Genomic DNA, 26,988 nt, shown 5'->3' with positions numbered 1-26,988 from the left:
GGCGGATCAGTCCACCGTCACCGGGACTCGGTGACCCATCCCACGCTCGTTCACCTTCGTGGACGGTGCGGTGGGCGCGGCCTGCGCGGCCGGCTTGGACGAGCTGACGATCCGGCTCGGGGCCTTCGGGGCCAGCTTCGCACGCAGCGCCAGCAGGATCGCCAGAGCGAGCACGGTGGCGACCATCGGCACGAGGAACCCGTACGAGGACCCGTGCGCGTCCGTCAGACGGCCGGCCAGGGTCACGGCTCCGGCCTGTCCGAAGGCGACGCCACCGGTGAGCCAGGTGAAGGCCTCGGTCCGCGAGGTGGCCGGGACCAGCTGCTCGATCATGGTGTAGCCGGTGATCAGCGCCGGGGCGATGCACAGACCGACGACCAGGCCGAGCGCGCCCAGCAGGATCATCGAGTTCGCGGCCCACAGGACCGAGGCGGCCGCGGTGAGACCGATGTAGCCGAGGATCAGGCGGCGGCGCGGGCCGATCTTCCAGGCGATGGCGCCGCAGGCGATGCCGGCGATCATGTTGCCCGCGGCGAAGACGCCGTAGAGCAGACCGTTGGCTCCCGGGTTGCCGATCTCCTCGGAGAAGGCGGCGAGCGAGACCTGCATGCCGCCGAAGACGGCGCCGATGCCGATGAAGGCGACGATCAGGACGCGCAGGCCGTGGAACGACAGGGCCGGGGCGTGCTTCTCACCGTGCGCCGGGCGGGCGACGGGCTTGGGCTGCGTGGCGCGCTGCGCGGCGAAGAGCAGGCCGCCGATCAGGGTCAGCGCGGCCTCGGTGACCAGACCGGCCGCCGGGTTGATGCCGGTGCACAGCGCGGTGGCGAGCACCGGGCCGACGACGAAGGTGAACTCGTCGGTGACGGACTCGAACGCGGCGGCCGTGGGCAGCAGCGGGGAGCCCTCGAGCTTGGCCGCCCAGCGGGACCGGACCATGGGTCCGACCTGCGGGACGGATGCACCGGCGGGGACGGCCGCCAGTGCGAGCGCCCAGACGGGCGCGCCCAGCAGCGCGAACGCCACCAGGGAGCTGACGGCGGTGGCGTGTACGAGGGCCACCGGGACCAGGACGGCGCTCTGGCCGTGGCGGTCGATGAGCTTGCCCATGACCGGGGCGAACACGGCCATGGAGATACCGGTGAAGGCGGCGACGATGCCGGCGCTTCCGTAGGAACCGGTGGTGTGCTGGACCAGCAGCAGGATGCTGATCGTCAGCATGCCGAAGGGGAGTCGCGCGGCGAATCCCGGGAGAACGAAGCCGAGGGCGCCGGGTGTGCGCAGGAGCTGCCCGTAGCCGGGTCGGGTGGACGTGGCGGACTTGTCGGTCGTGACCGCGGATGTCACGGCCTGGCCTTTCCGCTGCCTGGTAGAACTCCCCGTCTGCGGACGATGCGGCGCCTTGTGAGCGATCGCACCCGTACATGTGGGAGCCCCGAGAGCTGTCCTCTTGCGCAAAACCGAGTGATACCTGGGCGCCCACTGCGGGAGGGCACCGCGGCCGCTTTGCGGTCGCGCCAGCTCTGCGTCAGGCAGAGTTGGTTCGATGTGTGTTCCTTAATGGTACAGGCAGATCGACCGATACGCCCTGTGATTAGGGCTACAGGGCGTGTCTTCACCTGCGATTAACTGGAACTTCGCATTCAAGCCCCACCTAAACAGGGGTGAATGTGGACATAGGGCCTCGAAAATGTTGAATTAGAGCGCCGCTCTAACCCGTGCCGGAGCGCTTTCCGGACCCCTTGGCAGGACCCTTGGCGGACCCCTTGGCAGAGCCCCTGGCCTTCGCCTTCCCGCCCGCGGACCCGGCCCCGTCGGCCTCCCCGCCGGTCCCCAGCCAGCCCGCGAGCTTGCCGCCCCGGGCCACCGCGCGCAGCCGCGCCTCGGCCGCGTCCCGTACCGGGTCCGTGGCCACCACCAGGAGCTCGTCCCCGCGCCGCAGCACGGTCGACGGCGCCGGTACGAAGCTCCGCGCGTCCCGGACGACCAGCGTCACGGAAGCCCCCGGCGGCAGCCGCAGCTCGCTCACCTCGACCCCGTGCATCCGCGAGGCGGGCGGGATCGCGAAGGACAGCAGGTGCCCGCGCAGCTTCTCGAGCGGCGCCGACTCGATGCCCAGGTCGGAGGCGGTCTCGTCGCTGTTGCCGAGCTTCAGCTTGCGCGCCAGCCAGGGCAGGGTCGGGCCCTGGACCAGGGTGTAGACGACGACCAGGACGAAGACGATGTTGAAGACCCGCTCGCTGCCCTCGATCCCGGACACCATCGGGATGGTCGCCAGGATGATGGGCACGGCCCCGCGCAGGCCCGCCCAGGACATCAGCGCCTGCTCCTGCCAGGGCAGCCGGAAGGGCAGCAGGGAGACGAAGACCTCCAGCGGCCGGGCCACCATCGTCAGCACCAGCCCGATGATCACCGCCGGCCAGAAGTCGTGGACCAGCTCGTGCGGGGTGACCAGCAGGCCCAGCAGCACGAACATGCCGATCTGGGCGATCCAGCCGAGCCCGTCGGCGAATCCCCGGGTGGCGGGCCAGTGGGGGAGCTTCGCGTTCCCGAGCACCATCGCCGCCAGGTACACCGCGAGGAAGCCGGAGCCGTGCGCCATCGCGCCGGCCGCGTACGCGGTGATCGCGATCGCCATCACGGCGATCGGGTAGAGGCCCGAGGCGGGCAGGGCCACGTGCCGCAGCCCGTACGAGCCCAGGAAGCCCACCGTCAGGCCGATCGCTACGCCGATCGCCAGCTCCAGCGCGATCTTGCCTATGAGGACGTACCACTGGTCGACCGGTCCGACGGTCGCGAAGGCCACGACCAGAATGACGACGGGGGCGTCGTTGAAGCCGGACTCGGCCTCCAGCACACCCGTGATCCGGGAGGGGAGCGGGACCTTGCGCAGGACCGAGAAGACGGCCGCCGCGTCGGTCGAGGAGACGACCGCGCCGATCAGCAGGGCTTGGCGCCATTCGAGTCCGACCAGGTAGTGCGCGCCCGCCGCGGTCACGCTCACGCTGACGGCGACGCCGACCAGCGACAGCACGATCGCGGCCGGCAGGGCCGGCTTGATCTCTTTCCACTTGGTGCCCAGACCGCCCTCGGCGAGGATCACGACGAGCGCGGCGTAGCCGATCACCTGGGTCAGCTCGGCGTTGTCGAACACGACGTTGCCGATGCCGTCCTGGCCTATCGCGACACCTATGCCGAGGTAAATGAGCAGGCTGGGGAGTCCGCTGCGCGAGGAGACGCGCACCGCCGCCACGGCGACGAGCAGCACGAGCGAGCAGACCAGCAGGAGCTCATTGAGCGTGTGGACAGTCAGCGGGCGGCCCTTTCCTCGACGTGCCTGACGATGACGGAACGAGGGACGTCGGACGGACGGATCGTTCCGGCAGGGGCACGGACGGCAAGTACTTCGTTACCTTACCTAATCTTTGACGCGCCCTTTACTCGATAGCCACATTGTGAAACGCCTGAGGGGCTCTGTCCTCATGACCTGTCGTCATGACCTCGACCCCTGGCGGATCAACGCACCCGGTCCTGCGCCTATGGTTGCTCCCAGCACTCCCAGGACCACCCTGCCCCTCTAAGGACAGCGATGCCCGCCAACGAAACCGCCCCTTCCGTCAAGAAGAAGGGACGACGCGCCCGTCTGATCGTGCTCGTCCTGGTCCTGGCGCTCTTCGCTGGCCTCGGGTACGGGGCGTACTGGAGCGTGGACAGCGTGCGGGCCTCGTTCCCGCAGACCACCGGCTCCCTGAAGGTGCCCGGCCTGACCGGGACCGTCGACGTCAAGCGCGACGCCAACGGAATCCCCCAGCTGTACGCCGACTCGGACCAGGACCTCTTCCGCGCGCAGGGCTTCGTGCACGCGCAGGACCGGTTCTGGGAGATGGACGTACGCCGCCACATGACCTCGGGGCGGCTCTCCGAGATGTTCGGCTCCGGCCAGGTCGAGACGGACGCCTTCCTGCGCACGCTCGGCTGGCGCCAGGTCGCGCAGCAGGAGTACGACACCAAGCTGTCGGCCGACACCAAGAAGTACCTGCAGGCCTACGCCGACGGGGTCAACGCGTACCTCAAGGACAAGTCCGGCAAGGACCTCTCCGTCGAGCACGCCGCCCTCAAGCTCAGCGACGACTACCGGCCCGAGCAGTGGACCCCGGTCGACTCGGTGGCCTGGCTCAAGGCGATGGCCTGGGACCTGCGCGGCAACATGCAGGACGAGATCGACCGCGCGCTGATGACGGGCAAGCTCTCGCAGGCGCAGATCAACGACCTCTACCCGCCGTACCCCTTCGACCGGAACCGTCCGATCGTCGAGGGCGGCACCGTCAAGGGCGGCAAGTACACCCCCGCGGCCGCCCCCGGCTCCGGCAGCCCGGTGAGCTCCGGCGGTCAGGGCTCCACGAGCGGCTCCCAGGTGTCCACGGGGACCACCGGCACCACCGGCGAGACCGGCCTGGCCGGCAACGCCACCGCCCAGGGCGCCACCGTGGGCCTGCGCAGCTCGCTCAGCGCGCTGGCGAGCACCCTCGACACCATCCCCGCGATCCTCGGCCCGGCCGGCAGCGGCATCGGCTCGAACTCCTGGGTCGTCGCCGGCAAGTACACGACCACCGGCAAGCCGCTGCTCGCGAACGACCCGCACCTCTCCCCGCAGCTGCCCTCGGTCTGGTACCAGATGGGCCTGCACTGCCGGGCGGCCTCGGCCGCATGCCAGTACGACGTGGCGGGCTACACCTTCTCCGGCATGCCGGGCGTGATCATCGGCCACAACGCCGACATCGCCTGGGGCATGACCAACCTCGGCGCCGACGTGACCGACCTCTACCTGGAGCAGGTCAAGCCCGAGGGCTACGTCTACGACGGCAAGACGCTCCCCTTCACCACCCGCGAAGAGGTCATCAAGATCGCCGGCGGCGGTGAGAAGAAGATCACCGTGCGGTCCACCAACAACGGCCCGCTGATCTCCGACCGCAGCGACGAGATCGCCACGGTCGGCTCCCGCGCCCCCGTGAGCAGCGCCGCCCCCGACCGCGGCAACGGCTACGGGGTCTCCCTGCGCTGGACCGCGCTGGACCCCGGCAAGTCGATGGACGCCGTCTTCAAGCTCGACCGGGCCAAGAACTTCCAGGAGTTCCGCACCGCGGCCCGCGACTTCGAGGTCCCCTCGCAGAACCTGATCTACGCCGACAACAAGGGCGTCAACGGCAACATCGGCTACCAGGCCCCCGGCCGCATCCCGATGCGCACCAGCGGCGACGGCAAGATGCCGGCCCCCGGCTGGGACTCCAAGTACGCCTGGAAGGGCGGCAAGGACGGCAACGCCGGCTACGTCCCGCAGGACGAGATGCCGTGGGCGCTCAACCCGGACCGCGGCTTCATCGTGACCGCCAACCAGGCCGTCACCGAGACCGGTCAGGGCAAGTACCCCTACCTGCTGACCACCGACTGGGGCTACGGCGCCCGCAGTCAGCGGATCAACGACCTCATCGAGGCGAAGATCAAGGACAGCGGGAAGATCTCCACCGACGACATGCGCACCATGCAGATGGACAACAGCAGCGAGATCGCCGCGCTGCTGACCCCGATGCTGGCCAAGATCGACGTCTCGGACCCGGACGTCCGCTCCGCGCAGAAGCTGCTGGAGGGCTGGAACTACACCCAGGAGCCCGACTCGGCGGCCGCCGCGTACTTCAACGCGGTCTGGCGCAACATCCTCAAGCTGGCCTTCGGCGACAAGATGCCCAAGGAGCTGCGGGTCGAGGGCAGCTGCATGAACGTCCCCGAGTCGACGACCGGCCCGGCCGACGACCTCGTGAAGATGGTCCGCGAATGCGGTGAGCGCGCCTCCGACTCGGCGCAGCCGGACGGCGGGGACCGCTGGTTCGAGGTGGTCCGCCGCCTGGTCAAGGACGAGGACTCGGCCTGGTGGCAGGCGCCCGCCGTCGGCCGCACCGTGGCCGCCACCACCACCCGCGACCAGCTCTTCGCGCGGGCCATGACGGACGCCCGCTGGGAACTGACCGCCAAGCTCGGCAAGGACCAGTCGACCTGGAGCTGGGGCCGCATGCACCAGCTGATGCTGAAGAACCAGACGATCGGCACCGAGGGCCCCGGCTACCTCCAGTGGCTCCTCAACCGCGGCCCCTGGAACCTGGGCGGCGGCGAGGCCACCGTCAACGCGACCGGCTGGAACGCCTCCAGCGGGTACGGGGTCACCTGGGTGCCGTCGATGCGGATGGTCGTGAACCTCGCCGACTTCGACAAGTCCCGCTGGATCAACCTGACGGGCGCCTCGGGGCACGCGTACCACGACCACTACACGGACCAGACCTCGCTATGGGCCAAGGGCGAACTGCTCGACTGGCCCTTCGGGAAGGACGCCGTGGACAAGGCCACGGTCGACACCCTGACCCTCCGGCCCGAGGGTTCGTGACGGCCGCGCTCACGAGGTGAAGCGGAGCACCCCCGACGGGGTGGCCACCGCCTGAACGGGGTGGTCGTGCGGTTCCTCCGGGACCCGCGCGACCACCTCGTCGTCGTAGAGCAGCACGACCAGCGCGGGATGCGCCCCGGCGCGCTCCAGCCGCTCCAGCACCCGGTCGTACGAGCCTCCGCCCCGGCCGAGCCGCATCCCCCGCCGGTCCACGGCCAGTCCGGGCAGCAGGACGGTGTCGGCGCCGGTCACCGCGTCCGGCCCGAGGCGGGGCCCGGCGGGCTCCAGGAGCCGCATCTTCCCCGGGTGCGCGGCCTCGGCCAGGCTCTCCGGGCCTTCGTACGCGGCCCAGTCGAGATCGTTGTCGGGCAGCAGGACGGGCAGCAGCACGCGGGTGCCGGCCGCCCGGAGGGCGTCGAGCAGCTCGTGGGTGCCGGGTTCGGAGCCGATGGAGACGTAGGCGGCCACGGTTCGGGCGGAGCCGAGTTCGGGCAGGCGCAGGGCGGTGCGGGAGAGGGCGTCGGCCGCGGTGCGCAGGGTGTCGGCGGACAAGGCGCGGCGGGCCGACAGGAGTTGCCGGCGCAGCTCCGTCTTGGCCCCCGAAGGCTGGTTCTCCGTCATGGCTGGCTCGTATCCCTCTCTGTCCGGGTAAATCTGATCATGTTCATCTGAACCTCACATGGCTCTCATCGCGAGGCACTATCGTTCCGCCCATGACTCAGTTGCACCCCGTGATCAAAAAGGCCGTCATCCCGGCCGCGGGCCTCGGCACTCGGTTCCTTCCCGCAACCAAGGCGACACCCAAGGAAATGCTCCCTGTGGTGGACAAGCCGGCCATTCAGTACGTCGTCGAGGAGGCCGTGTCGGCCGGCCTCGACGACATTCTCATGATCACGGGCCGTAACAAGCGCGCCCTCGAAGACCACTTCGACCGCAACTACGAGCTGGAGTCGGCGCTCATCGCCAAGGGCGACGACGACAAGCTCAAGAAGGTCCAGGAGTCCAGCGACCTGGCCACCATGCACTACGTCCGCCAGGGCGACCCCCGGGGTCTGGGCCACGCCGTGCTGTGCGCCGAGCCGCACGTCGGCGACGAGCCCTTCGCCGTCCTCCTCGGCGACGACCTCATCGACCCCCGCGACCCGCTGCTGCGCCGGATGACGGAGATCCAGCAGCGCGCCGGCGGCACCGTCGTCGCGCTGATGGAGGTCGACCCCTCCCAGGTGCACCTCTACGGCTGCGCCGCGGTCGAGCCCACCGACGAGGCGGACGTGGTCCGCATCACCGGTCTCGTGGAGAAGCCGGACGCCGCGGACGCGCCCAGCAATTACGCGGTCATCGGACGATACGTACTCGATCCGGCGATCTTCGGCATACTGCGTGAGACCGAGCCGGGCCGCGGCAACGAGATCCAGCTGACCGACGCCCTGCAGAAGCTGGCCGCGGACGAGACCGTCGGCGGCCCGGTGCACGGCGTGGTCTTCCGGGGCCGCCGCTACGACACCGGGGACCGCGGGGACTACCTGCGGGCCATCGTCCGACTCGCGTGCGAGCGTGAGGACCTGGGCCCGGAGTTCCGCACCTGGCTTCACCATTACGTCACGGAGGAGATGTAGGACCTTGAGCAAGCCCGACGCACCGCAGGACACAGGCTCCCAGCGCCTCTGGTCGGTGGACGAGCACCTGGCGGACGTCCTCGGCACCGTCCGGCCCCTGGAGCCCATCGAGCTCCAGCTGCTGGACGCCCAGGGCTGTGTCCTGGTCGAGGACGTCACCGTGCCCGTCGCCCTGCCGCCCTTCGACAACAGCTCGATGGACGGGTACGCCGTCCGGACCGCCGACGTCCAGGGGGCCAGCGAGGAGTTCCCGGCGGTGCTGACGGTCATCGGGGACGTGGCGGCCGGCAGCGGCGAGCTGCCGACCGTGGGCCCCGGCGAGGCCGCCCGCATCATGACCGGCGCTCCGCTGCCCCCCGGCGCGGAGGCCGTCGTACCGGTCGAGTGGACCGACGGCGGCACGGGCGGCGGCGCCGCCTCGGGGATGACCCCCGCCAGCGAGTCGCCCGAAGGCGCCGCGGGCGAGGTGCGGGTCCACCGCCCCGCCGAGGCGCGGGCGCACGTCCGCTCGCGCGGCAGCGACGTACAGGCCGGGGACCTCGCGCTCGCCGCGGGCACGGTCCTCGGGCCTCCGCAGATCGCCCTGCTGGCCGCCATCGGGCGGGGCACCGTACGGGTGCGGCCGCGCCCGCGCGTGGTCGTCCTGTCCACCGGCAGCGAGCTGGTGCAGCCCGGCGAGGCCCTGGCACCCGGCACGATCTACGACTCCAACAGCTTCGCCCTCGCCGCCGCGGCGCGGGACGCCGGAGCCATCGCCTACCGGGTCGGAGCCGTCGCCGACGACGCCGACACCCTGCGCTCCACCATCGAGGACCAGCTCATCCGGGCCGACCTGCTCGTCACCACGGGCGGGGTCAGCGTCGGCGCGTACGACGTGGTCAAGGAGGCCCTCACGGACCTCTCCACGGGTGACGACGATGTGGACGGCGCCGGGATCGACTTCCGCAAGCTCGCCATGCAGCCCGGCAAGCCCCAGGGGTTCGGCACCATCGGCCCCGACCACACCCCGCTGCTGGCCCTGCCCGGCAACCCGGTCTCCTCCTACGTCTCCTTCGAGCTGTTCGTGCGCCCCGCGATCCGCGCCCTCATGGGCCTGCCCGCCTCCGAGGTCAGCCGGCCGAGCGTGCGCGCGGTGCTCAAGGCGGACAAGGCGATCGGCTCCCCGGCCGGCCGCCGGCAGTTCCTGCGCGGCAAGTACGACGCCCAGAGCGGCACGGTCAGCCCGGTCGGCGGAGCGGGCTCGCACCTGATCGCCGCGCTGGCGCACGCCGACTCGCTGATGGTCGTACCGGAGGACGTGACCTCGGTGGAGCCCGGGGCCGAGCTGGAAGTGGTCCTGCTCGGCTGAGGTCGGGCCGATGCGGGTAGCGTGTTGCACCACACAGGCCCTTGCGGGGCCCGGACGGGAGCGGCACGCAGATATGGCAGCGACTTCCCGGGGGGAAACCCCCGGAACCCCTCAGCAGAGCGGCGCCGACGGCGCCGCCGGCACCAGGCTGACGCACATCGACGAGGCCGGCGCGGCCCGGATGGTCGACGTCTCGGCGAAGGACGTCACCACCCGGACGGCGCGGGCCAGCGGCCGCGTGCTCGTCTCTCCCCGGGTCATCGAACTGCTGCGGGGCGAGGGCGTGCCCAAGGGCGACGCCCTCGCCACCGCGCGGATCGCCGGGATCATGGGGGCCAAGAAGACCCCCGACCTGATTCCGCTGTGCCACCCGCTGGCCGTCTCCGGGGTGAAGGTGGACCTGAAGGTCACCGACGACGCCGTCGAGATCCTCGCCACCGTCAAGACCACGGACCGTACGGGCGTCGAGATGGAGGCGCTGACCGCCGTCGCGGTCGCCGGGCTCACCGTCATCGACATGGTCAAGGCCGTCGACAAGGGCGCGGTCATCACCGACGTCCGGGTCGAGGAGAAGACGGGCGGCAAGTCCGGCGACTGGGCGCGCTCGTGAACGCCCCGCGCGGCGGCGAGGTCCACAGCCACGCACACGCCCCCGAGGCGGCCCCCGCGGCGCCCGCCGCCCCGGAGCTGCGCGCGCTGGTGGTCACGGCCTCGAACCGGGCCTCCCAGGGCGTCTACGCGGACAAGGGCGGCCCCGTGCTCGCCGAGGGCCTGAGCGCGCTCGGCTTCGCGGTGGACGGCCCGCGCGTGGTCCCCGACGGGGACCCCGTGGAGGCGGCCCTGCGCGAGGGCGTGGCCGCCGGGTACGACGTCATCCTGACCACCGGCGGCACCGGCATCTCGCCGACCGACCGGACCCCCGACGCCACCGCCCGGGTACTGGACTACGAGATCCCGGGCATCCCGCAGGCGATCCGCGCCGAGTCCCTGGCGAAGGTGCCCACCGCGGCCCTGTCCCGGGGGCTTGCGGGAGTGGCCGGACACACCCTGATCGTGAACCTGCCCGGTTCCACCGGCGGGGTCCGCGACGGGATCGCGGTCCTGTCCCGCGTCCTGCTGCACGCCGTGGACCAGATCCGCGGCGGCGACCACCCTCGTCCCGAGGGCAGACCGCCGGGGAGCGCGAGCTGAACGGCCCCTCCTGGCCGGTGGTGCTGGCGGATGGCGATGTCACGCTCCGGCCGATAAAACTGCGGGACCAGGCCGCCTGGCGCGAGGTCAACCGCCGCAACCGCGACTGGCTGCGGCCCTGGGAGGCGACGATCCCGCCGCCCGCGCCCTGGGGGCCGGTGATCCAGCGGCCGACCTACCGTCAGATGGTGCGCCACCTGCGGGCGGAGGCGAACGCGGGGCGCATGCTGCCCTTCGTCATCGAGTACCAGGGCCGGCTGGTCGGCCAGTTGACGGTCGCCGGGATCACCTGGGGCTCGATGTGCGCGGGCCACGTGGGCTACTGGGTGGACCGGGACGTGGCGGGCCGCGGGGTGATGCCCACGGCGGTCGCGCTGGCGGTGGACCACTGCTTCGCGAAGGTCGGTCTGCACCGGATCGAGGTGTGCATCCGCCCGGAGAACGGTCCGAGCCGGCGGGTGGTGGAGAAGCTCGGCTTCCGCGAGGAGGGACTGCGCCCGCGGTACCTGCACATCGACGGGGCCTGGCGCGATCACCTCGTGTACGCGCTGACGGCGGAGGAGGCGCGCGAGGGGCTGCTGCGCCGCTGGCACCGCGAACGTCATCCGTCCGGGCCGGCCACGCCGCCCGGATAAAAGAAATCCGATATCTGTTCGAATTCTTTCGCGCAATGACCGATTCGCCCATAACCTGATCCGAAGAATCACAAAAAAAGTCCGTGATATCAGCGAGATCGTGCGACACGCCGTCCCAATTGGCGGATCCGCCCGGCCGCGCCCCTCTACGGTGTGGGGTGTGAGCAGCAGCGGCCTCATCTACGCAGTCATTGTCGGGGCCTGGGCCGCCTACTTGGTGCCCATGTGGCTCCGGAGGCAGGACGAGCTGAACGAAGCCCGTCCGACGGAACGCTTCTCCACCGCCATCCGGCTGCTTTCCGGCCGGGCGGGAATGGAGCGCCGTTACGCCAAGGGACTGCGTGAGCGCGGTGACGAGGAGGCGCAGCCCCAGCCCCCCGCGGACCCGGACGCCGCGACGGAAACGGTGAAACCCGTGGACGCCGCCGACGCCCGGGCGGTCGTCGTGCCCCCGCCGACCCGCGCCGAGCCGAGATCGGCCGCCTCCGATCGGGCCGACCGCGCGGAGCGGGCCCGCCGCGAACAGCGGCTCGTCGTCCTGGCCCGCCGCCGGCGCACCACCGCGCTGCTCTTCCTGATCTTCACCTTCGGCGCGGTCGCCGCCGCCGTCGGCGGACTCCAGTACCTGTGGGCCCCGGCCGTCCCCGCCCTGCTGCTGAGCACGTACATCGTGCACCTGCGGGTCCAGGAGCGACGCCGCTACGAGTTCACCATGGACCGGCGGCGCGCCGAGGCGGCCGCCCGCCACCTGCGCGAGAACCGCCCGCGCCGCCGGGAGTCCGAGGCGTCGGCCGGCTCCGACCCGGACCCCGCGCCACCCGTCTCCCCGCAGGAGGCCGGCCGGCGCGCCCTGGTCGAGCAGACCGACCACGCGGAGTGGGTGGACCAGCAGCGCGAGCGCGAGCGCGGCCCCGCCCGAGGTGACAGCTGGGAGCCCGTCCCGGTGCCGCTGCCCACGTACGTGACGGCCCCGGTCGCCCCCCGCGCCACCGGCCCGGCGACCCCGGACCCCTGGAGCGCGACCCGCTCCAGCACGGCCGAGCCGACCGAACCCCGCCTGCGCGCCCAGCCGTCCACCCCGTCGCCGCGCCCCCGCCCGCGCGACGCGGCCCGTACGCCGCTCTTCGACCAGTACGAGGGCGACGAACGCCCGCGCGCCGCGAACGAGTGATCGATGACCTGCGCGGACGCTCCCCGATACCGGTTTTGGAGCACCCGCGAGGGGATGCTAATGTTTCACACGTCGCAAGGGCCTGTGGCGCAGTCTGGTAGCGCACCTCGTTCGCATCGAGGGGGTCTGGGGTTCAAATCCCCACAGGTCCACAAACGACAGTTCACGGGTTGCTCCCGAGAACGTCACGAGATCCCGTCCGGTCGGAAGACCGGGCGGGATCTTTTGCGTTCGGGTCCAGCCGGGGCCGGGGCCGGGGCCGGATCGAGGTCGGGTGCGGGCCGGGGTACGCCCGCGCCCGACTCGGGCTCCGGTCAGGCCGGGTTCAGGGGCTTCGTCATGCAGCGGCTGGAGTCGTGGAAGCGGTAGTGGCCGAATTTGGCGTCCGTCAGGGTGTAGCCCTCGGAGAGGTAGAGGGCGATGGCCTCGGGCTGCTGGTCGCCGGTTTCCAGGGCCATGCGCAGGCGGCCGGCCGCGCGGGCGTCCGCTTCGAGGGCGGCGAGGATGCGGCGGGCCAGGCCCAGGCCGCGGGCCTCGGGGATCACGTACATGCGCTTCAGCTCGGCGTCGCCGTCGGAGTAGCCCTCGTCGTTCGCCTCGTGGCTGCGCCACCCGCCGCTGGCCACCGGCGTGCCCGAAGCGTCGTAGGCGAGGAGGTAGAGGCCACTCGGCGGGTCGAACATCGCCGGGTCGAGGAAGGTTTCGTCGCCCTCGCCCTCGTAGCGCTCCTGGTATTCGATCTGCACTTGGTCGTTGAGCTTGACCGCGTCCGGGTGGTCGTACGACACGGCGCGGAGCTGGATCTCCTGAGACATCCGAACAGCCTACGGAACGCTCCGGCTATCGTGCAGGGATGTTCTCTGTGACCTCCGTGAATGTGAATGGGATCCGCGCCGCCGCCAAGAAGGGGTTTTCACCCTGGCTGGCCGGGTCGGACGCCGACGTCGTCTGCCTGCAGGAAGTGCGGGCCGAGGAGGGGCAGATTCCGGACGAGGTGCGGGCGCCCGAGGGGTGGCACACCGAGTTCGCGCCGGCCGCCGCCAAGGGGCGGGCCGGGGTCGCGGTGTACACGCGGCGGGAGCCGGAGCGGGTGCAGGTCGGCTTCGGGAGTGACGAGTTCGACACCAGCGGGCGGTACCTGGAGATCGACCTGCCGGGTGTGACCGTCGCCAGTCTTTACCTGCCCTCCGGGGAGGCGGGGACCGAGAAGCAGGACGAGAAGTACCGGTTCATGGGGGAGTTCCTCCTGTATTTGCAGGAGCTCAAGGTGCGGGCCGCCGCGGACGGGCGCGAGGTCGTCGTCTGCGGTGACTGGAACATCTGCCACCAGGAAGCCGACCTGAAGAACTGGAAGACCAACCGGAAGAACGCCGGCTTCCTGCCCGAGGAGCGCGAGTGGCTCGGGCAGGTGTACGACATCGCCGGGTACGTGGACGTGGTGCGCAGCCTGCACCCGGACACCGAGGGGCCGTACTCCTGGTGGTCCTACCGCGGGCGGGCCTTCGACAACGACGCCGGCTGGCGGATCGACCTGCAGGTGGCCACGCCGGGGCTGGCGGCCAAGGCCGTCAAGGCCTTCGTGGAGCGGGCCGAGACGCACCCCGAGCGGTGGTCCGACCACGCGCCCGTGACCGTGGTCTACGAGCTCGGCGTCTGACCCGACGGGGGGAGCGCGGGGCCCGGTGGGCGCAGGCGGTCCATGGACATCGTGAGTTCCGCCTCGACCACGCTCTTGGCCAGGGGGCGCAGGCGCGGGACGGCTTCCTCCGAGATGTGGGCGGAGATGAGCTCCGTGAACAGGGCCGCCATCGCGTCCGTGTGCTCGCGGACCCGGCGGCCCGCCTCCAGGACGGCCGAGAGCGGTACGCCCTCGCGGACCAGCGCCGAGGAGACGTCCAGGAGCCGGCGGCTGACGTGGACGATCTCCTCGCCGTCGGTGGCGAGGTAGCCGAGGTCGAGCGAGGCGGCCAGGTTCTCCGGGGTGACCTCGCCCTCGAAGTAGTCGGCGAGGGCCTCGGGCGTGAGGCGGACCGGGGTCTCCTCCGACCAGCCGATGCCGAGCAGCTCACCCAGTTGGCCCACGTCGCGGCCGTTCTCGAAGGCGACCGTCAGCTCGGCTATCCCGCCGAGGGTGTGGCCGCGCTCCAGCAGGGCGGCGATGGTGCGCAGCCGGGACAGGTGGTGGTCGTCGTACCAGGCGATGCGGCCCTCGCGGCGGGGCGGCGGCAGGAGCTTGCGCTCACGGTAGAAGCGCAGGGTGCGTACGGGTATGCCGGCGGCCTCGGCCAGCTCTTCCGTGCGGTATTCGCGCACTGTGGTCCTTGCTTCTGTGGCGTGGGTGGGTGGCGCCGCGTCCTGCGTCGCATTGTGCGGCACGTGGGCAGCCTAGGGCGTACTCCCGGTAACTTTCCCGGCGCGACCCCTACCCATGAGTACGGAGCTGCTCTACTCTCCCGATTGTGCCAGTGATTGCTGGCAGCATCTGAATGGGCGTTGGCATCGGCATCCGAAGGTGGCTGGCATGGGCGTGGGCGGTGGCATGGACGGGCGCGAGCAGGAACGCGAGCACGTACGCGTGGCGGTGATCGGCTCCGGGTTCGGCGGGCTGGGCGCCGCGGTGCGGCTGCGGCGCGAGGGGATCACGGACTTCGTCGTCCTGGAGCGCGCCGACTCCGTCGGTGGCACCTGGCGGGACAACAACTACCCCGGGTGCGCCTGCGACGTGCCCTCGCACCTGTACTCCTTCTCCTTCGCCCCCAATCCCGACTGGCCCCGGACCTTCTCCGGGCAGCCCGCGATCAGGGAGTACCTGGAGCACGTCGCCGACACCTTCGGGCTGCGCCGCCACATCCGGCTGAACCACGAGGTCCGGATGATGCGCTGGGACGCGGACGGGATGCGGTGGGAGATCGAGACCGCGGGCGGCGACTTCACCGCCGACGTGGTCGTCTCCGCCACCGGGCCGCTGTCGGACCCGAAGATGCCGGAGATACCCGGACTCGCCGGCTTCCCCGGCAAGGTCTTCCACTCGGCCCGCTGGGACCACGAGTACGACCTGCGCGGCAAGCGCGTCGCCATGATCGGTACGGGTGCCTCCGCCATCCAGATCGTGCCCGCGATCGCCCCCGAGGTGGAGCGCCTCACCCTCTTCCAGCGCACCCCGCCGTGGGTGATGCCGCGCACCGACCGGGCGATCACCTCGGTGGAGCGCTGGCTGCACCGCCAGCTCCCCTTCACCCGGGCGGCCCGCCGCGGGCTGCTGTGGGGGATACGCGAGCTCCAGGTCAGCGCCTTCACCAAGCGGCCGAACCAGCTCGGGCTGATCGAGTCCCTGGCCAAGGCCAACATGGCGCGCTCGATCAAGGACCCGGCGCTGCGGGCCAAGCTGACGCCCTCGTACCGCATCGGCTGCAAGCGGATCCTGCTGTCGAGCGAGTACTACCCGGCGCTGGCCCGGCCCAACGTGGACCTCGTGGCCTCCGGGCTCAAGGAGATCCGGGGTTCGGTGCTGGTGGCGGCCGACGGGACCGAGACCGAGGTCGACGCGATCGTCTTCGGCACCGGCTTCCACGTCACGGACATGCCGATCGCCGACCGGGTGGTGGGCGTGGACGGCAAGACCCTCGCGGAGGTCTGGAAGGACGGGATGCAGTCCCTGCGCGGGGCCACCGCGGCGGGCTTCCCGAACTGGATGACGATCATCGGGCCGAACACCGGTCTCGGGAACAGCTCGATGATCCTGATGATCGAGTCGCAGCTGAACTACATGGCGGACTACATGCGCCAGCTCGGCGTCTTGGGCGGCAAGGTCGCCCTCGCCGCCCGGCCGTCCGCGGTCAACGCCTGGAACCGGCAGGTCCAGACCCGGATGGAGCGGACGGTGTGGAACACCGGCGGCTGCACCAGCTGGTACCTGGACGCGCAGGGCCGCAACACCACGGTCTGGCCGGGCACCACCGGGGAGTTCCGCAAGGAGACCCTGGGCGTGGACTTGGGCGAGTACGAGGTCGTACGGGGCCGCGAGCGCGGGCGGGAACCGGTCCCGGCGGCCGGCGGGACCGAAGCGGTGCGGGAGGGGGCCGCGTGAGCCGCCTGACGCACGTGACCGCCGGGCCGTACGCCCCGCCGGTGGCCCGCCGGGAGCTGGTCGCCACCTCCGCCGACGGTGCGCGCCTGCACGTCGAGGTGCACGGCGAGGACGGGGCTCCGGCCATCGTGCTCGCGCACGGCTGGACCTGTTCCACCGCCTTCTGGGCCGCGCAGATACGGGCCCTGTCCACCGGGCACCGGGTCATCGCCTACGACCAGCGGGGCCACGGCCGCAGCCCCGCCGGTGTCCGCTCCGGATACGGCACCGAAGCCCTCGCCGACGACCTCGTCGCGGTGCTGGGGGCCACCCTCGCCCCCGGCGAGAAGGCCGTCGTCGCCGGCCACTCCATGGGCGGGATGACGGTCATGGCCGCCGCCGCCCGGCCGGAGTTCGCCGAACACGCCGCGGCCGCGCTGCTGTGCAGCACGGGCAGCGGCCGGCTGGTCGAGGAGGCGCAGGTCCTGCCGTGGCGGGCCGGCCGCGCGAGGACCCGCATCACCGGGGCGGTCCTGGGATCCCGGGCCCCGATCGGGCCCGTGACCCCCGTCGCCCGCAAGGTGCTCAAGTACGCCACGATGGGCCCCGGCTCCGCCCCCGACAAGGTCGAGGCCTGCGCGCGGATCGTGCACGCGTGCCCCACCCTGGTGCGGCACGCCTGGTCCGGGGTGCTGGCCGCGCTGGACCTCGACGCGCGGCTGGCCGCGCTCACCGTGCCCACCGCCGTGATCGGCGGCAAGAGCGACCGGCTGACGCCGATCGTGCACGCCCGGGGGCTGGCGGCCGCGCTGCCGAACTGCGTGGGTCTCACCGAGCTGACCGGAGTCGGGCACATGAGCCCGATCGAGGCTCCGGAGGCCGTCACCGCCGCCGTGCGCGAGCTCGCCGGGGCGTATCTCGGACGCTCCGCCGTCCGCGGCTCCGACATCGACATCGACACCGATCGTCCCGCGAAGGAGAAGACCGCGTGAGTGCTCGTAGGAGTCTGGAAGGCCAGGTCGCCGTCGTCACGGGGGCCGCGCGCGGGGTCGGCGAACTGCTCGCCCGCAAACTGTCCGCCCGCGGCGCGAAGGTGGCCCTCGTGGGCCTGGAGCCCGAGGCCCTCAAGGAGGTCTCCGCGCGGCTGCACACCGACAGCGACCACTGGTACGCCGACGTCACCGACCACGTGGCCATGGCCCGGGTCGCGCAGGAGGTCAAGCAGCGGTTCGGCAAGGTGGACATCGTCGTCGCCAACGCCGGAGTCGCCTCCGGCGGGCCCTTCGCCGACTCCGACCCCGACGCCTGGCGCCGGGTCATCGAGGTCAACCTCATCGGCGGCGCCGTCACCGCCCGCGCCTTCCTGCCCGTCCTGATGGAGAGCCGCGGGTACTTCCTGCAGATCGCCTCCCTCGCGGCGATCACCCCGGCGCCGATGATGACCGCCTACTGCGCCTCCAAGTCCGGGGTCGAGGCCTTCGCGCACTGCCTGCGCTCGGAGGTCGGCTACAAGGGGGTCAAGGTGGGCGTCGGCTACCTGTCCTGGACCGACACCGACATGGTGCGCGGCGCCGACCAGGACGAGGTCATGCGGGAGCTGCGCCAGCGGCTGCCGTGGCCGTCGAACCAGACGTACCCGCTGGGGCCGGCCGTCGACCGGATCGTCGCGGGCATCGAGCGGCGCTCCGCGCACGTGTACGCGCAGTGGTGGCTGCGGGGCATGCAGGGGGTCCGCGGGTACCTGCCCGGGATCATCTCGGCAGTCGGACAGCGCGAGATGAAGCGGTTCGAACCGCGACTCGCCAGTGTCTCCAAGGGACTTGTGGGGGCCGGCGGAGCCGCGGACGAGCAGGAGCGCAGCCAGAGCCACTGACCGGAATGCGCTGAATGTCCACCTGGGTGAGACTGGTCGGGTTCCCCTTACCGAACACCGCCACAGGAGTGAGGACACATGGGCATCAAGGACCAGTTCCAGGACAAGGCCAGGGAACTCGCGGAGCGGGCGAAGGCCTCCGGCAAGCAGGACGAGGTGTCCGAGCGCGCCTCGGAGGCCGTCGACCAGGCCAAGGGCAGGAACCGCGACACGTTCGACGGGACCGCCGAGAATTTCGAGAAGTAGCGACACGTAGCGATACCCCGCCTTGCGCACCGAGGGGTGCGACCCGCCGTCCCGGGTCGCACCCCTTTCGCATGCCCTACGAGCCCTGCGGGCCCTGCGGGCTCACCCCCGCGGAGGCAGCCGCGGCCGGCGGCGGTCCGGTACGTCCGTGTAGCCGGGCGGCACCGCCGCCGGGTCCTGTTGCAGCAGCTCCACCGCCAGGAACACGGCGTCGTCGAGCTGAGCGTGCCGCCCCTCCGCCCAGTCGAGCGGGGTGCGCAGGATCGCCAGGTCGGGCTCCACCCCGTGGTTCTCCACGGACCAGCCGTACTCGGGGAACCAGGCCGCGTTCATCGGCACCGTGATCACCGTGCCGTCGCCCAGGGTGTGCCGGCCGGTCATGCCGACGACCCCGCCCCAGGTGCGCTGGCCGACGACCGGGCCGAGGCCCAGCAGCTTGAAGGCGGCCGTGATCATGTCCCCGTCGGAGGAGGTCGCCTCGTCGGCCAGGGCCACGATCGGGCCCCGGGGCGCGTTGGAGGCGTAGGAGACGGGCTGCGCGTTGCGGGTCAGGTCCCAGCCGAGGATGGAGCGGGTCAGCTTCTCCACCACCAGCTCGCTGATGTGCCCGCCGGCGTTGCCGCGCACGTCCACGAGGAGGGCCGGCTTGGACATCTCGGCGCGCAGGTCGCGGTTGAACTGCGCCCAGCCCGAGCCGCCCATGTCGGGGATGTGCAGGTAGCCGCACTTCCCGCCGCTGATCTCCTGGACCACCGCGCGGCGTTTGGCCACCCAGTCCTGGTAGCGCAGCGGCCGTTCGTCGATCAGCGGGACGACCGCGACCCGGCGCGAGCGGCCCTGCCCCTCGGCGGGCTCGAAGGTGAGCTCCACGGTGGTGCCGCCGGCCGCCGAGAGCAGCGGGTACGGCCCGGTGACCGGGTCCACCGGGCGGCCGTCGACGTGGGTGAGGACCGCGCCCTCGCGGATGCCGGTGCCCGCGAGCGGGGAGCGGGCCTTGGAGTCGGAGGACTCGCCGGGCAGGATCCGGCCGACGACCCAGGAGCCGTCGCGGGGGAAGAGGTTGGCGCCGAGCAGGCCGATGGCCCGCTGGTAGTGCGGGGGGCCTTCGTTGCGGCGGGCCGGGGACACGTACGCGTGCGAGGTGCCGAGCTCGCCGAGGACCTCCCGCATCAGGTCGGCGAACTCGTCGGGGGAGGCGACCCGTTCGACGAGGAAGCGGTACTGGCGCAGCACCCCGTCCCAGTCGATGCCGCACATCTTCGGCTCCCAGAAGTAGGCGCGGATCAGCCGCCCCGCCTCCTCGAAGGCCTGGCGCCACTCGGCCGCCGGGTCCACCTCGTGCAGGATGCGCCGCAGGTCCAGGTAGACGGTGGAGTCGGAGTCGCCGGACTCGGTCGCCGGGACGGCGCGCAGGTCGCCGTCGTCGTTGACCACGAGCCGGGTGCCGTCGCCGCTGACCGCGAACCAGTCCAGGCCGGAGGCCAGCTCCGTCTTGCGGGCCTTGGTGAGGTCGAAGTACTCCAGGGTGGGCTTGCCGCTGGTGTCGGCCGGATTGGCGAAGGTCTCGCCGAGCGCGCCCGAGATCGGCCAGCGCAGCCACACCAGCCCGCCGCCGCTCACCGGGTAGAGGGCCGAGTACTTGGAGGCCGACACCGGGAAGGGCGTCACCCGGCTCTCCAGACCCTCCACCTCGACGGTGACCGCGCCGTCGCCGGACTCCGAGTCCCCCTCGACCGGGTCGAGTCCGCCCGCCGCGGGGCGGCCGTCGGGGGAGAAGGCGAAGGGGGAGGGGGTGGCCGAGGACAGCGGCACCAGGTAGGGGCGGCAGCCCAGCGGGAAGGACAGGTCGCCGGTGTGGACGTCGTAGACGGGGTCGAAACCGCGCCAGGACAGGAAGGCGAGGTAGCGGCCGTCCCGGGTGAAGACCGGACTCTCGTCCTCGAAGCGGCCGTTGGTGACGTCGATGACCGTGTGCGCGCCGGGTCCGGAGATCCGGGCCATCTTGATCTGGCGCAGCGAACGGCCGATGCCGGGGTGCGACCAGGTCAGCCAGCAGCCGTCGGGGGAGAAGGCGAGGTCGGTGACGGGCCCGTTCTCGGACCGGATCAGCTCGCTGGCCTCCCCGTTGGACTCCTCCGTGGCGTCGATGAGGAGCAGCCGCCCGTCGTTGGAGGCGATCGCGAGCCGCTCCCCGTCCGGATCGGAGAGCAGTTCCAGTACGCGGCCCACCGCGCCGGAGGCGAGCCGGCGGGGCTCGCGGTCGCCCGAGGCGCGGGGCAGGTAGGCGATCTCGATCGCGTCCTCGCCCTCGGCGTCGGTCACGTACGCCACCTGCCCGCCGCTGCCGAGCATCTCGGGCAGCCGGACCCGTACGCCCGGGGTGTCGGCGATGGTGCGGGCGGGCCCGTCGCGGTGCGTGAGCCAGTACAGGCTGCCGCGCACGACGACGGCGCTGGCCCGCCCGGTGGCGTCCACGGAGAGGGAGTCGACGTGGCTGGCGGCCGGGACCTGGTAGCTGCGGCGGCCCGCGCGGGGGCCGCCGAGGCGGACCTCCAGCTTGCGCGGGGTGGCGCCGGGGGCCAGCGACTCCACGATCCACAGGTCGCCGGCGCACTGGTAGACGATCCGGGAGCCGTCGCTGGAGGCGTGCCGGGCGTAGAAGTCCTCGTGGTCGGTGTGCCGGCGCAGGTCCGTGCCGTCGGGCAGGCAGGAGTAGACGTTGCCGATGCCCTCGTGGTCGGAGAGGAAGGCGATCCGGCCGTCCACGAACATCGGGGAGTCCAGGTGGCCTTCGACGCCCTCCAGCAGCCGCTCGCCGTGCAGCCACAGCCGGCCGGTGGCGCCGCCGCGGTAGCGCTTCCACGCGGCGGGCTCGTGCGGGGGCTTGCCGGTCAGCAGCAGGGTGCGGCGCTCGCCCGGCTCCTCTGCGCCCCCGTCACGGTGTGGTGCCTCGTCGTGGACGGCGATGTCGGAGACGGGCCCCCAGGGGAGCCGGCCGCCGGGGCTGCCGTCGGTGGGGAGGGTGTACGCCCAGGCGAAGTAGGAGAAGGGCTGGCCGTGCGAGGAGACGGCCAGGATGTCGCTGCGGCCGTCCTTGTCGGGCGGGGTCCAGCCGCAGACCCGGGTGTCGGTGGCGCCCCAGTAGCTGAGGCGGCGGGCCGGGCCGCCGGAGACGGGGGCGAGGTGGATCTCGGGGTCGAGGCTGCGCCAGGTGGTGAAGGCGATGTGCTTGCCGTCGGGGGAGAACCGGGGGTGGCCCACCCGGGTCCGGTCGACGGTGATCCGCCAGGCCCGGCCCGCGGGCTCTCCGGGAGGTACCAGGGGTGCCACCCAGAGGTCGTCCTCGGTGGCGAAGCACAGCAGATCGTCGTGGAGATGGGGGAACCGGAGGTACGCCGCGTCGTGACTCACCCCCCAATGCTTTCCGCGCGGAGGGGGGCTGGCAACTCGTACAGGTGATCCATGCGGCCTTCCGCGAGGGCGGCGCGAGGCCTTGGGGGCGTGACCGACACCACTCCACAAGCGAAACGGAACGGTTTCGTTTCGCTTGGAGTTCGGGGTATGGTCGATCCGTACGAAACGGTTTCGTTCGGTTGGGCAAGGTCGGGAGGAGACGCCGGGATGGTCGAAGAGGTCATGTCGCGTCGCAGCCGGATCACCCCCGAACGGGAAGCCGAACTGCACGGAGCGGTCCTCGACCTGCTCCGCGAGGTCGGCTACGAGGCGCTGACCATGGACGCGGTCGCCGCCCGTACGAAGTCCAGCAAGGCCACCCTCTACCGCCAGTGGGGGAGCAAGCCCGAGCTGGTCGCGAAGGCCCTGCGCTGCACCCAGCCGGTCTCCCTCCGGGAGATCGACACGGGCAGCATCCGCGGGGACTTCGGGGTCATGATCGAGAACTCCGACGACGCCCAGATGGCGAAGGACACCGCGCTGATGCGGGGCCTGACCCACGCGGTGCACGAGAGCCCCGAGCTCCACAAGGCGCTACGGGACCTGCTGGTCGATCCGGAGATCAACGGTCTGCAGGAGATGCTGCAAAGAGCGGTCGCCCGGGGTGAGATCGCCCCGGACTGTCCGGCCCTGGCCTTCGTTCCGCACATGCTCATCGGGGCGTTCATCGCCCTTCCGCTCATCGAGGACCGGTCCGTCGACCGGACGTTCCTCGGTGACTTCATCGACGCCGTGGTCTTCCCCGCCCTCGGCGTCTGATCCCGCCCGGCCGCTCACCTGCCCGGCTGCCCACCCAGGCAGCCGCCCGCCCGCGCTGTCCCCGCGCTCGAATTCCTGCCTGCCCTGACACGCCGCTCTCGTCGTCGGTACGGCATTCCATGCCCTGATCCATCCCACGACCCGAACGGGAGAACCACCGACGTGGCCACCTTCCTTTACCGACTCGGCAGGGGTGCCTTCCGGCGCCGCCGATTCGTCGCCCTCGTCTGGGTGGCGCTGCTGTTCGTCGCCGGCTTCGGCGCGGCATCCGCGTCCGCACCCACCTCAGGCTCGTTCTCCATACCCGGCACCGAGGCGCAGAAGGCCTTCGACCTGCTGGACCAGCGCTTCCCGGGGATGGCCGCCGACGGCGCCACCGCCCGCATCGTGATCAAGGCCCCGGCCGGCGAGAAGGTCGACTCCGCGGCCGTCAAGCCGCAGGTCGAGAAGATCGTCAGTGAGCTGAAGGACGGTCCGGGCAAGGACCAGATCTCCTCGGTCACCAGCCCGTACGAGGCCAAGGCCGTCAGCGAGGACGGCTCCACCGCCTACGTGAGCGTCAAGTACAAGGTCAGCGGCATGGAGCTGACGGACGCCACCCGCGAGGCCCTCACGGAGTCCACCACGGCCGCCAAGGCCGACGGACTGAACGTCCAGATCGGCGGCGACGCCCTGCAGGCCGCCCCCGAGACGGGCTCCGGCGAGATCATCGGCATCGCGATCGCCGCGATCGTCCTCGTCATCACCTTCGGCTCGCTCATCGCCGCGGGCCTGCCGCTGCTGACCGCGCTCATCGGCGTGGGCATCGGCATCTCCTCCATCACCGCGCTCGCCAACGTGCTGGACCTCGGCTCCACCACCTCCACCCTCGCGATGATGATCGGCCTCGCCGTCGGCATCGACTACGCCCTCTTCATCGTCTCCCGCTACCGCGCGGAGCTCGCCGAGGGCCGCGAGCGCGACGAGGCCGCCGGCCGCGCCGTCGGAACCGCCGGCTCCGCCGTCGTCTTCGCCGGTCTGACCGTGGTCATCGCCCTCGTGGGCCTGGCCGTCGTCAACATCCCCATGCTCAGCAAGATGGGCTTCGCCGCCGCCGGCACCGTGGTCATCGCCGTCCTCGTCGCCCTGACGCTGGTCCCGGCCATGCTCGGATTCGCCGGCAAGAAGGTGCTGCCCGCCGGCACCAAGTCCCGCTTCCTGGGCAAGGGCAAGGGCAAGACGGCCGCCGAAGGTGCCGAGGCCAAGCCCAACGGCGGCACCCGCTGGGCCCGCTTCATCCTGCGCCGCCCCGTCATGGTGCTGCTCGCGGGCGTGATCGGCCTCGGCATCGTCGCCGTCCCGGCGAGCAAGCTGGAGATGGGCCTGCCGGACGACGGCGCCCAGCCGGTGTCCACCACCCAGCGCCAGGCGTACGACATGCTCTCCGACGGCTTCGGCCCCGGCTTCAACGGCCCGCTGATGGTCGTCGTGAACGGGGACAAGGCGCTCGCCGACGCGACGGTCGAGCGGATCAAGGGCCTGGACGGCGTGGCCGCGGTCATGCCGGCCACCCAGAACGAGGCCAAGGACGCCGCCGTCATCACGGTCGTCCCGAAGGACCGGCCGTCCTCCGTGCAGACCGAGGACCTGGTCCACGAGATCCGCGAGGGCAGCGACAGCGGCAAGGTGTTCGTCACCGGCGCGACCGCGATGAACATCGACTTCTCGCAGAAGATGAACGACGCGCTGCTGCCCTACCTGGCACTCGTCGTCGGCCTCGCCTTCCTGCTGCTGATGCTCGTCTTCCGCTCGATCCTGGTTCCGCTCAAGGCGGCGCTCGGGTTCCTGCTCTCGGTGGTCGCCGCCCTCGGCGCCGTCGTGGCGGTCTTCCAGTGGGGCTGGCTCGGCTCGCTCTTCGGGGTGGAGCAGACCGGTCCGATCATGTCGATGATGCCGATCTTCATGGTCGGCGTGGTCTTCGGTCTGGCCATGGACTACGAGGTCTTCCTGGTCACCCGCATGCGTGAGGCGTACGTCCACGGGGAGCGGCCGGGTCAGGCCGTCGTCACCGGGTTCCAGTACAGCGCCCGGGTGGTCGTGGCCGCGGCCGTCATCATGATCGCGGTGTTCTCCGGCTTCATGGGCGCCAGCGACCAGATGGTGAAGATGATCGGCTTCGGCCTGGCCATCGCCGTCTTCTTCGACGCCTTCGTCGTCCGCATGACCATCGTCCCGGCCGTCCTCGCGCTGCTCGGCCACAAGGCCTGGTGGCTGCCGAAGTGGCTCGACCGGATCCTGCCGAACGTGGACGTGGAGGGCGAGAGCCTGCGCAAGCACCTCGGCGACTCCGCGGACGGCTCCGGTCCCGACAAGGACCGCGAGCTGGCCAACGCCTGACCTTCGGTCGGCAGGAGCTACGTACGCAGAACGGCCCCGCACCCAAAGGTGCGGGGCCGTTCCGCGTGCCCGGCCGCCGTTCGGATCGGACCCGTCCGGATCGGGTGGGTCCGGATCGGGCGGGTCCGGCTGGGCCTAACGGGTGGCCGCGGGCGAGGGCGCGTACGTACGGCGCAGGAAGCGGCGCAGGACGGCGATGTCGAACTGGACCACCGCGACGCCCTCCGGGGAGTGGAACTCGACGACGGCCTGCACGCGCCCGCAGGGCCACACGCGTACGTCGCCGGTCCCGGTCGGGGCCTGGAGGCCGGCCTCCAGGAGGGCGCGGGGGAAGACCCACTCGTTGTCGGTGCCCTCGGGGGAGAGGTCGGCGGGGAAGACGATCCGCACGGCCAGCGGCTCGTCGGGGACGAAGCGCAGGACGACCGGGATGGCCCGGTAGAGGGGATCGTCGGTGATCACTCGGGCCCGAACCCGCTCCTCGACGAGGGGTGCCGTGGCGGTCGAGGCCCGGGTGGCGGTGGCACCTGCGGATGGATTCTCGGCGGCGGCTGACATCGACAAGACTCCTCTAATCGGAACATTTGCGTCCGTATTGCCCCCAGCCTCGCACATTCCCACGAATCCGCACGGGGCTATTTGTGACGTGACCGCTCTTGCCAATCGTTCGCAAGAAGGCCCTATTCTTGAACGGTTAAAGACTTTGTCAGCTCAACGGACCGGTCGCCGGACCGTTCGCCGGACCGCAGGAAGCGGAGCAGAACCATGCATGTGCCCGACGGCTTCATCGATGCCCCCGTCTCCATTGCCGCAGGTGTCGCCGCCGCCGGAGCCGTGGCGGTCAGCCTCCGGGGCGCCCGCCGGGAGCTCGACGAGCGCACCGCACCGCTCGCCGGCCTCGTGGCCGCCTTCATCTTCGCCGTGCAAATGCTCAACTTCCCCGTCGCGGCCGGAACAAGCGGCCACCTGCTGGGAGGCGCGCTCGCCGCGATCCTCGTCGGCCCCTATACGGGTGTGCTGTGCGTGTCCGTGGTCCTGCTCATGCAGGGCCTCCTGTTCGCCGACGGCGGCCTGACCGCCCTCGGCGTCAACATCGTCACCATGGGCGTCGTCACCGTGGTCGTCGCCTACGCCGTCTTCCGCGCCCTGGTCAAGCTGCTGCCCGACAGCCGCCGCTCGATCACCGTCGCCGCCTTCGCCGGAGCCCTGCTCTCCGTGCCCGCCGCGGCCGCCTTCTTCACCCTCCTCTACGCCCTCGGCGGCACCACCGACGTCCCCATCGCCAAGGTGTTCGGTGCCATGGTCGGCGTCCACGTCCTCATCGGCATCGGCGAGGCCGTCATCACCGCCGCCACCGTCGGCGCCGTGATCGCCGTCCGCCCCGACCTGGTCCACGGCGCCCGCGGCCTGTCGGCCCCGCTGAAGCTGCGCGTCGGCGGCGAACTGGTCGACGCCCCGGCCGCCTCCGCGGCCGTGCCGGTCGCCGCCCGCTCCACCAAGCCCGTGTGGATCACCGGCCTCGTCGCCGCGCTGGCGCTCGCCGGCATCGTCTCCTTCTACGCCTCCTCCAGCCCGGACGGACTGGAGAAGGTCGCCGCGGACAAGGGCATCGACCAGAAGGTCACCGAGCACGCGGCCGCCGACTCCCCGCTCGCCGACTACAGCGTCAAGGACGTCTCCGACGCCCGCCTGTCCGGCGGCCTCGCCGGAGTCATCGGCGTGGGCGCGACCGTCCTCGTCGGCACCGGCGTGTTCTGGACCGTGCGCCGCCGCCGCGCTGCCGACCTGACGGCCGCCTCCACTTCCGTACCGGCCGCCTGA

General features: G+C 71.5%; 22 protein-coding genes and 1 tRNA gene. 16 read left to right on the top strand and 7 right to left on the bottom strand.

Annotated elements, in window-relative coordinates:
* Positions 1 to 6: 6 nt before the first annotated feature.
* Both ACFYYB_RS31985 and ACFYYB_RS31980 read right to left on the bottom strand, forming a co-directional pair.
* Positions 7 to 1,347 (bottom strand): MFS transporter, encoded by a 1,341-nt coding sequence (locus ACFYYB_RS31985; protein ID WP_389439732.1) that lies wholly within the window; start codon positions 1,345 to 1,347, stop codon positions 7 to 9.
* 364 nt (positions 1,348 to 1,711) lie between these two features.
* Positions 1,712 to 3,268: a potassium/proton antiporter gene (locus ACFYYB_RS31980; RefSeq protein WP_389439730.1), complete on the bottom strand. Its 1,557-nt coding sequence runs from the start codon at positions 3,266 to 3,268 to the stop codon at positions 1,712 to 1,714.
* Positions 3,269 to 3,589: 321 nt separating this feature from the next.
* Between ACFYYB_RS31980 and ACFYYB_RS31975 the strand changes: the two genes are divergently transcribed.
* Positions 3,590 to 6,433, top strand: a complete 2,844-nt coding sequence (locus ACFYYB_RS31975) for a penicillin acylase family protein (RefSeq protein ID WP_389439728.1) — start codon at positions 3,590 to 3,592, stop codon at positions 6,431 to 6,433.
* 9 nt (positions 6,434 to 6,442) lie between these two features.
* On the opposite strand, the gene ACFYYB_RS31970 is transcribed toward ACFYYB_RS31975, so the two are convergent.
* The gene (locus ACFYYB_RS31970; RefSeq protein ID WP_389439726.1) at positions 6,443 to 7,054 is read right to left on the bottom strand and encodes a 5-formyltetrahydrofolate cyclo-ligase; all 612 of its coding nucleotides are present in this window, start codon (positions 7,052 to 7,054) and stop codon (positions 6,443 to 6,445) included.
* Positions 7,055 to 7,146: 92 nt separating this feature from the next.
* Here ACFYYB_RS31970 and galU point away from each other — a divergent pair, with 92 nt between their 5' ends.
* The 7 genes from galU to ACFYYB_RS31935 all read left to right on the top strand — a co-directional run bounded on the left by galU (position 7,147) and on the right by ACFYYB_RS31935 (position 12,546).
* Positions 7,147 to 8,049, top strand: a complete 903-nt coding sequence (gene galU / locus ACFYYB_RS31965) for a UTP--glucose-1-phosphate uridylyltransferase GalU (RefSeq protein ID WP_327306327.1) — start codon at positions 7,147 to 7,149, stop codon at positions 8,047 to 8,049.
* A gap of 4 nt (positions 8,050 to 8,053) precedes the next feature.
* Positions 8,054 to 9,397 (top strand): gephyrin-like molybdotransferase Glp, encoded by a 1,344-nt coding sequence (gene glp / locus ACFYYB_RS31960; RefSeq protein WP_389439723.1) that lies wholly within the window; start codon positions 8,054 to 8,056, stop codon positions 9,395 to 9,397.
* A gap of 73 nt (positions 9,398 to 9,470) precedes the next feature.
* Positions 9,471 to 10,007 carry a cyclic pyranopterin monophosphate synthase MoaC gene (gene moaC, locus ACFYYB_RS31955; RefSeq protein WP_389439721.1) on the top strand — a complete coding sequence of 179 codons (537 nt, stop codon included), beginning with the start codon at positions 9,471 to 9,473 and terminating at the stop codon, positions 10,005 to 10,007.
* Positions 10,004 to 10,588 carry a molybdenum cofactor biosynthesis protein B gene (locus tag ACFYYB_RS31950; protein ID WP_389439719.1) on the top strand — a complete coding sequence of 195 codons (585 nt, stop codon included), beginning with the start codon at positions 10,004 to 10,006 and terminating at the stop codon, positions 10,586 to 10,588. Before moaC ends, ACFYYB_RS31950 begins: the two co-directional genes overlap by 4 nt.
* Positions 10,589 to 10,605: 17 nt before the next feature.
* Complete coding sequence (locus tag ACFYYB_RS31945) at positions 10,606 to 11,223, top strand: GNAT family N-acetyltransferase (protein WP_389439717.1); 618 nt, start codon at positions 10,606 to 10,608, stop codon at positions 11,221 to 11,223.
* A gap of 160 nt (positions 11,224 to 11,383) precedes the next feature.
* Positions 11,384 to 12,394 carry a hypothetical protein gene (locus tag ACFYYB_RS31940; RefSeq protein ID WP_389439715.1) on the top strand — a complete coding sequence of 337 codons (1,011 nt, stop codon included), beginning with the start codon at positions 11,384 to 11,386 and terminating at the stop codon, positions 12,392 to 12,394.
* Positions 12,395 to 12,472: 78 nt separating this feature from the next.
* Positions 12,473 to 12,546 (top strand) — tRNA-Ala (locus ACFYYB_RS31935).
* 162 nt (positions 12,547 to 12,708) lie between these two features.
* On the opposite strand, the gene ACFYYB_RS31930 is transcribed toward ACFYYB_RS31935, so the two are convergent.
* Complete coding sequence (locus ACFYYB_RS31930) at positions 12,709 to 13,209, bottom strand: GNAT family N-acetyltransferase (RefSeq protein ID WP_389439713.1); 501 nt, start codon at positions 13,207 to 13,209, stop codon at positions 12,709 to 12,711.
* 38 nt (positions 13,210 to 13,247) lie between these two features.
* Between ACFYYB_RS31930 and ACFYYB_RS31925 the strand changes: the two genes are divergently transcribed.
* Positions 13,248 to 14,051, top strand: coding sequence for an exodeoxyribonuclease III (locus ACFYYB_RS31925; protein ID WP_389439711.1), 804 nt, complete (start codon positions 13,248 to 13,250; stop codon positions 14,049 to 14,051).
* Here ACFYYB_RS31925 and ACFYYB_RS31920 read toward each other — a convergent pair.
* A complete protein-coding gene (locus tag ACFYYB_RS31920) occupies positions 14,033 to 14,770 on the bottom strand; it encodes a MerR family transcriptional regulator (RefSeq protein WP_389439709.1) in 738 nt (245 codons plus the stop codon). The two genes, ACFYYB_RS31925 and ACFYYB_RS31920, sit on opposite strands and share 19 nt — an antisense overlap.
* Positions 14,771 to 14,915: 145 nt before the next feature.
* Here ACFYYB_RS31920 and ACFYYB_RS31915 point away from each other — a divergent pair, with 145 nt between their 5' ends.
* From ACFYYB_RS31915 to ACFYYB_RS31900, 4 genes are all read left to right on the top strand, one after another.
* On the top strand, positions 14,916 to 16,481 hold the full coding sequence (locus ACFYYB_RS31915; RefSeq protein ID WP_389439707.1) for a flavin-containing monooxygenase: 1,566 nt from the start codon (positions 14,916 to 14,918) through the stop codon (positions 16,479 to 16,481).
* A complete protein-coding gene (locus ACFYYB_RS31910) occupies positions 16,478 to 17,452 on the top strand; it encodes an alpha/beta fold hydrolase (RefSeq protein ID WP_389439705.1) in 975 nt (324 codons plus the stop codon). The genes ACFYYB_RS31915 and ACFYYB_RS31910 overlap by 4 nt, the downstream gene beginning before the upstream one ends.
* Positions 17,449 to 18,333 (top strand): SDR family oxidoreductase, encoded by an 885-nt coding sequence (locus ACFYYB_RS31905; RefSeq protein WP_389439703.1) that lies wholly within the window; start codon positions 17,449 to 17,451, stop codon positions 18,331 to 18,333. The genes ACFYYB_RS31910 and ACFYYB_RS31905 overlap by 4 nt, the downstream gene beginning before the upstream one ends.
* Positions 18,334 to 18,411: 78 nt before the next feature.
* Complete coding sequence (locus ACFYYB_RS31900; RefSeq protein ID WP_389439701.1) at positions 18,412 to 18,579, top strand: hypothetical protein; 168 nt, start codon at positions 18,412 to 18,414, stop codon at positions 18,577 to 18,579.
* Between the two features lie 102 nt (positions 18,580 to 18,681).
* Here ACFYYB_RS31900 and ACFYYB_RS31895 read toward each other — a convergent pair whose 3' ends face one another.
* Positions 18,682 to 21,990, bottom strand: coding sequence for a S41 family peptidase (locus ACFYYB_RS31895; RefSeq protein WP_389439699.1), 3,309 nt, complete (start codon positions 21,988 to 21,990; stop codon positions 18,682 to 18,684).
* Between the two features lie 210 nt (positions 21,991 to 22,200).
* On the opposite strand from ACFYYB_RS31895, the gene ACFYYB_RS31890 reads away from it, so the two are divergent.
* Together ACFYYB_RS31890 and ACFYYB_RS31885 are read left to right on the top strand one after the other, a co-directional pair.
* Positions 22,201 to 22,791 carry a TetR/AcrR family transcriptional regulator gene (locus ACFYYB_RS31890; protein ID WP_383952766.1) on the top strand — a complete coding sequence of 197 codons (591 nt, stop codon included), beginning with the start codon at positions 22,201 to 22,203 and terminating at the stop codon, positions 22,789 to 22,791.
* A gap of 162 nt (positions 22,792 to 22,953) precedes the next feature.
* Positions 22,954 to 25,167 (top strand): MMPL family transporter, encoded by a 2,214-nt coding sequence (locus ACFYYB_RS31885; protein ID WP_389439696.1) that lies wholly within the window; start codon positions 22,954 to 22,956, stop codon positions 25,165 to 25,167.
* 135 nt (positions 25,168 to 25,302) lie between these two features.
* Here ACFYYB_RS31885 and ACFYYB_RS31880 read toward each other — a convergent pair whose 3' ends face one another.
* On the bottom strand, positions 25,303 to 25,725 hold the full coding sequence (locus ACFYYB_RS31880; protein WP_389439694.1) for an SsgA family sporulation/cell division regulator: 423 nt from the start codon (positions 25,723 to 25,725) through the stop codon (positions 25,303 to 25,305).
* A 207-nt stretch (positions 25,726 to 25,932) separates the two neighbouring features.
* Here ACFYYB_RS31880 and ACFYYB_RS31875 point away from each other — a divergent pair, with 207 nt between their 5' ends.
* The gene (locus tag ACFYYB_RS31875; protein WP_389439692.1) at positions 25,933 to 26,988 is read left to right on the top strand and encodes an energy-coupling factor ABC transporter permease; all 1,056 of its coding nucleotides are present in this window, start codon (positions 25,933 to 25,935) and stop codon (positions 26,986 to 26,988) included.

The sequence above is a fragment of the Streptomyces sp. NPDC002886 genome, assembly GCF_042888445.1.
GTDB lineage: Bacteria > Actinomycetota > Actinomycetes > Streptomycetales > Streptomycetaceae > Streptomyces.
This window is presented reverse-complemented; position numbering and strand designations above follow the sequence as displayed.

Excerpts from the sequence above, each read along its gene's own strand:
- ACFYYB_RS31975 (WP_389439728.1), top strand. The coding sequence starts at position 3,590 with ATGCCCGCCAACGAAACCGCCCCTTCCGTCAAGAAGAAGGGACGACGC.
- ACFYYB_RS31930 (WP_389439713.1), bottom strand. The coding sequence starts at position 13,209 with ATGTCTCAGGAGATCCAGCTCCGCGCCGTGTCGTACGACCACCCGGAC.
- ACFYYB_RS31900 (WP_389439701.1), top strand. The coding sequence starts at position 18,412 with ATGGGCATCAAGGACCAGTTCCAGGACAAGGCCAGGGAACTCGCGGAG.
- galU (WP_327306327.1), top strand. The coding sequence starts at position 7,147 with ATGACTCAGTTGCACCCCGTGATCAAAAAGGCCGTCATCCCGGCCGCG.
- ACFYYB_RS31915 (WP_389439707.1), top strand. The coding sequence starts at position 14,916 with ATGGGCGTGGGCGGTGGCATGGACGGGCGCGAGCAGGAACGCGAGCAC.
- moaC (WP_389439721.1), top strand. The coding sequence starts at position 9,471 with ATGGCAGCGACTTCCCGGGGGGAAACCCCCGGAACCCCTCAGCAGAGC.
- ACFYYB_RS31925 (WP_389439711.1), top strand. The coding sequence starts at position 13,248 with ATGTTCTCTGTGACCTCCGTGAATGTGAATGGGATCCGCGCCGCCGCC.
- ACFYYB_RS31970 (WP_389439726.1), bottom strand. The coding sequence starts at position 7,054 with ATGACGGAGAACCAGCCTTCGGGGGCCAAGACGGAGCTGCGCCGGCAA.
- ACFYYB_RS31880 (WP_389439694.1), bottom strand. The coding sequence starts at position 25,725 with ATGTCAGCCGCCGCCGAGAATCCATCCGCAGGTGCCACCGCCACCCGG.
- ACFYYB_RS31890 (WP_383952766.1), top strand. The coding sequence starts at position 22,201 with ATGGTCGAAGAGGTCATGTCGCGTCGCAGCCGGATCACCCCCGAACGG.
- ACFYYB_RS31875 (WP_389439692.1), top strand. The coding sequence starts at position 25,933 with ATGCATGTGCCCGACGGCTTCATCGATGCCCCCGTCTCCATTGCCGCA.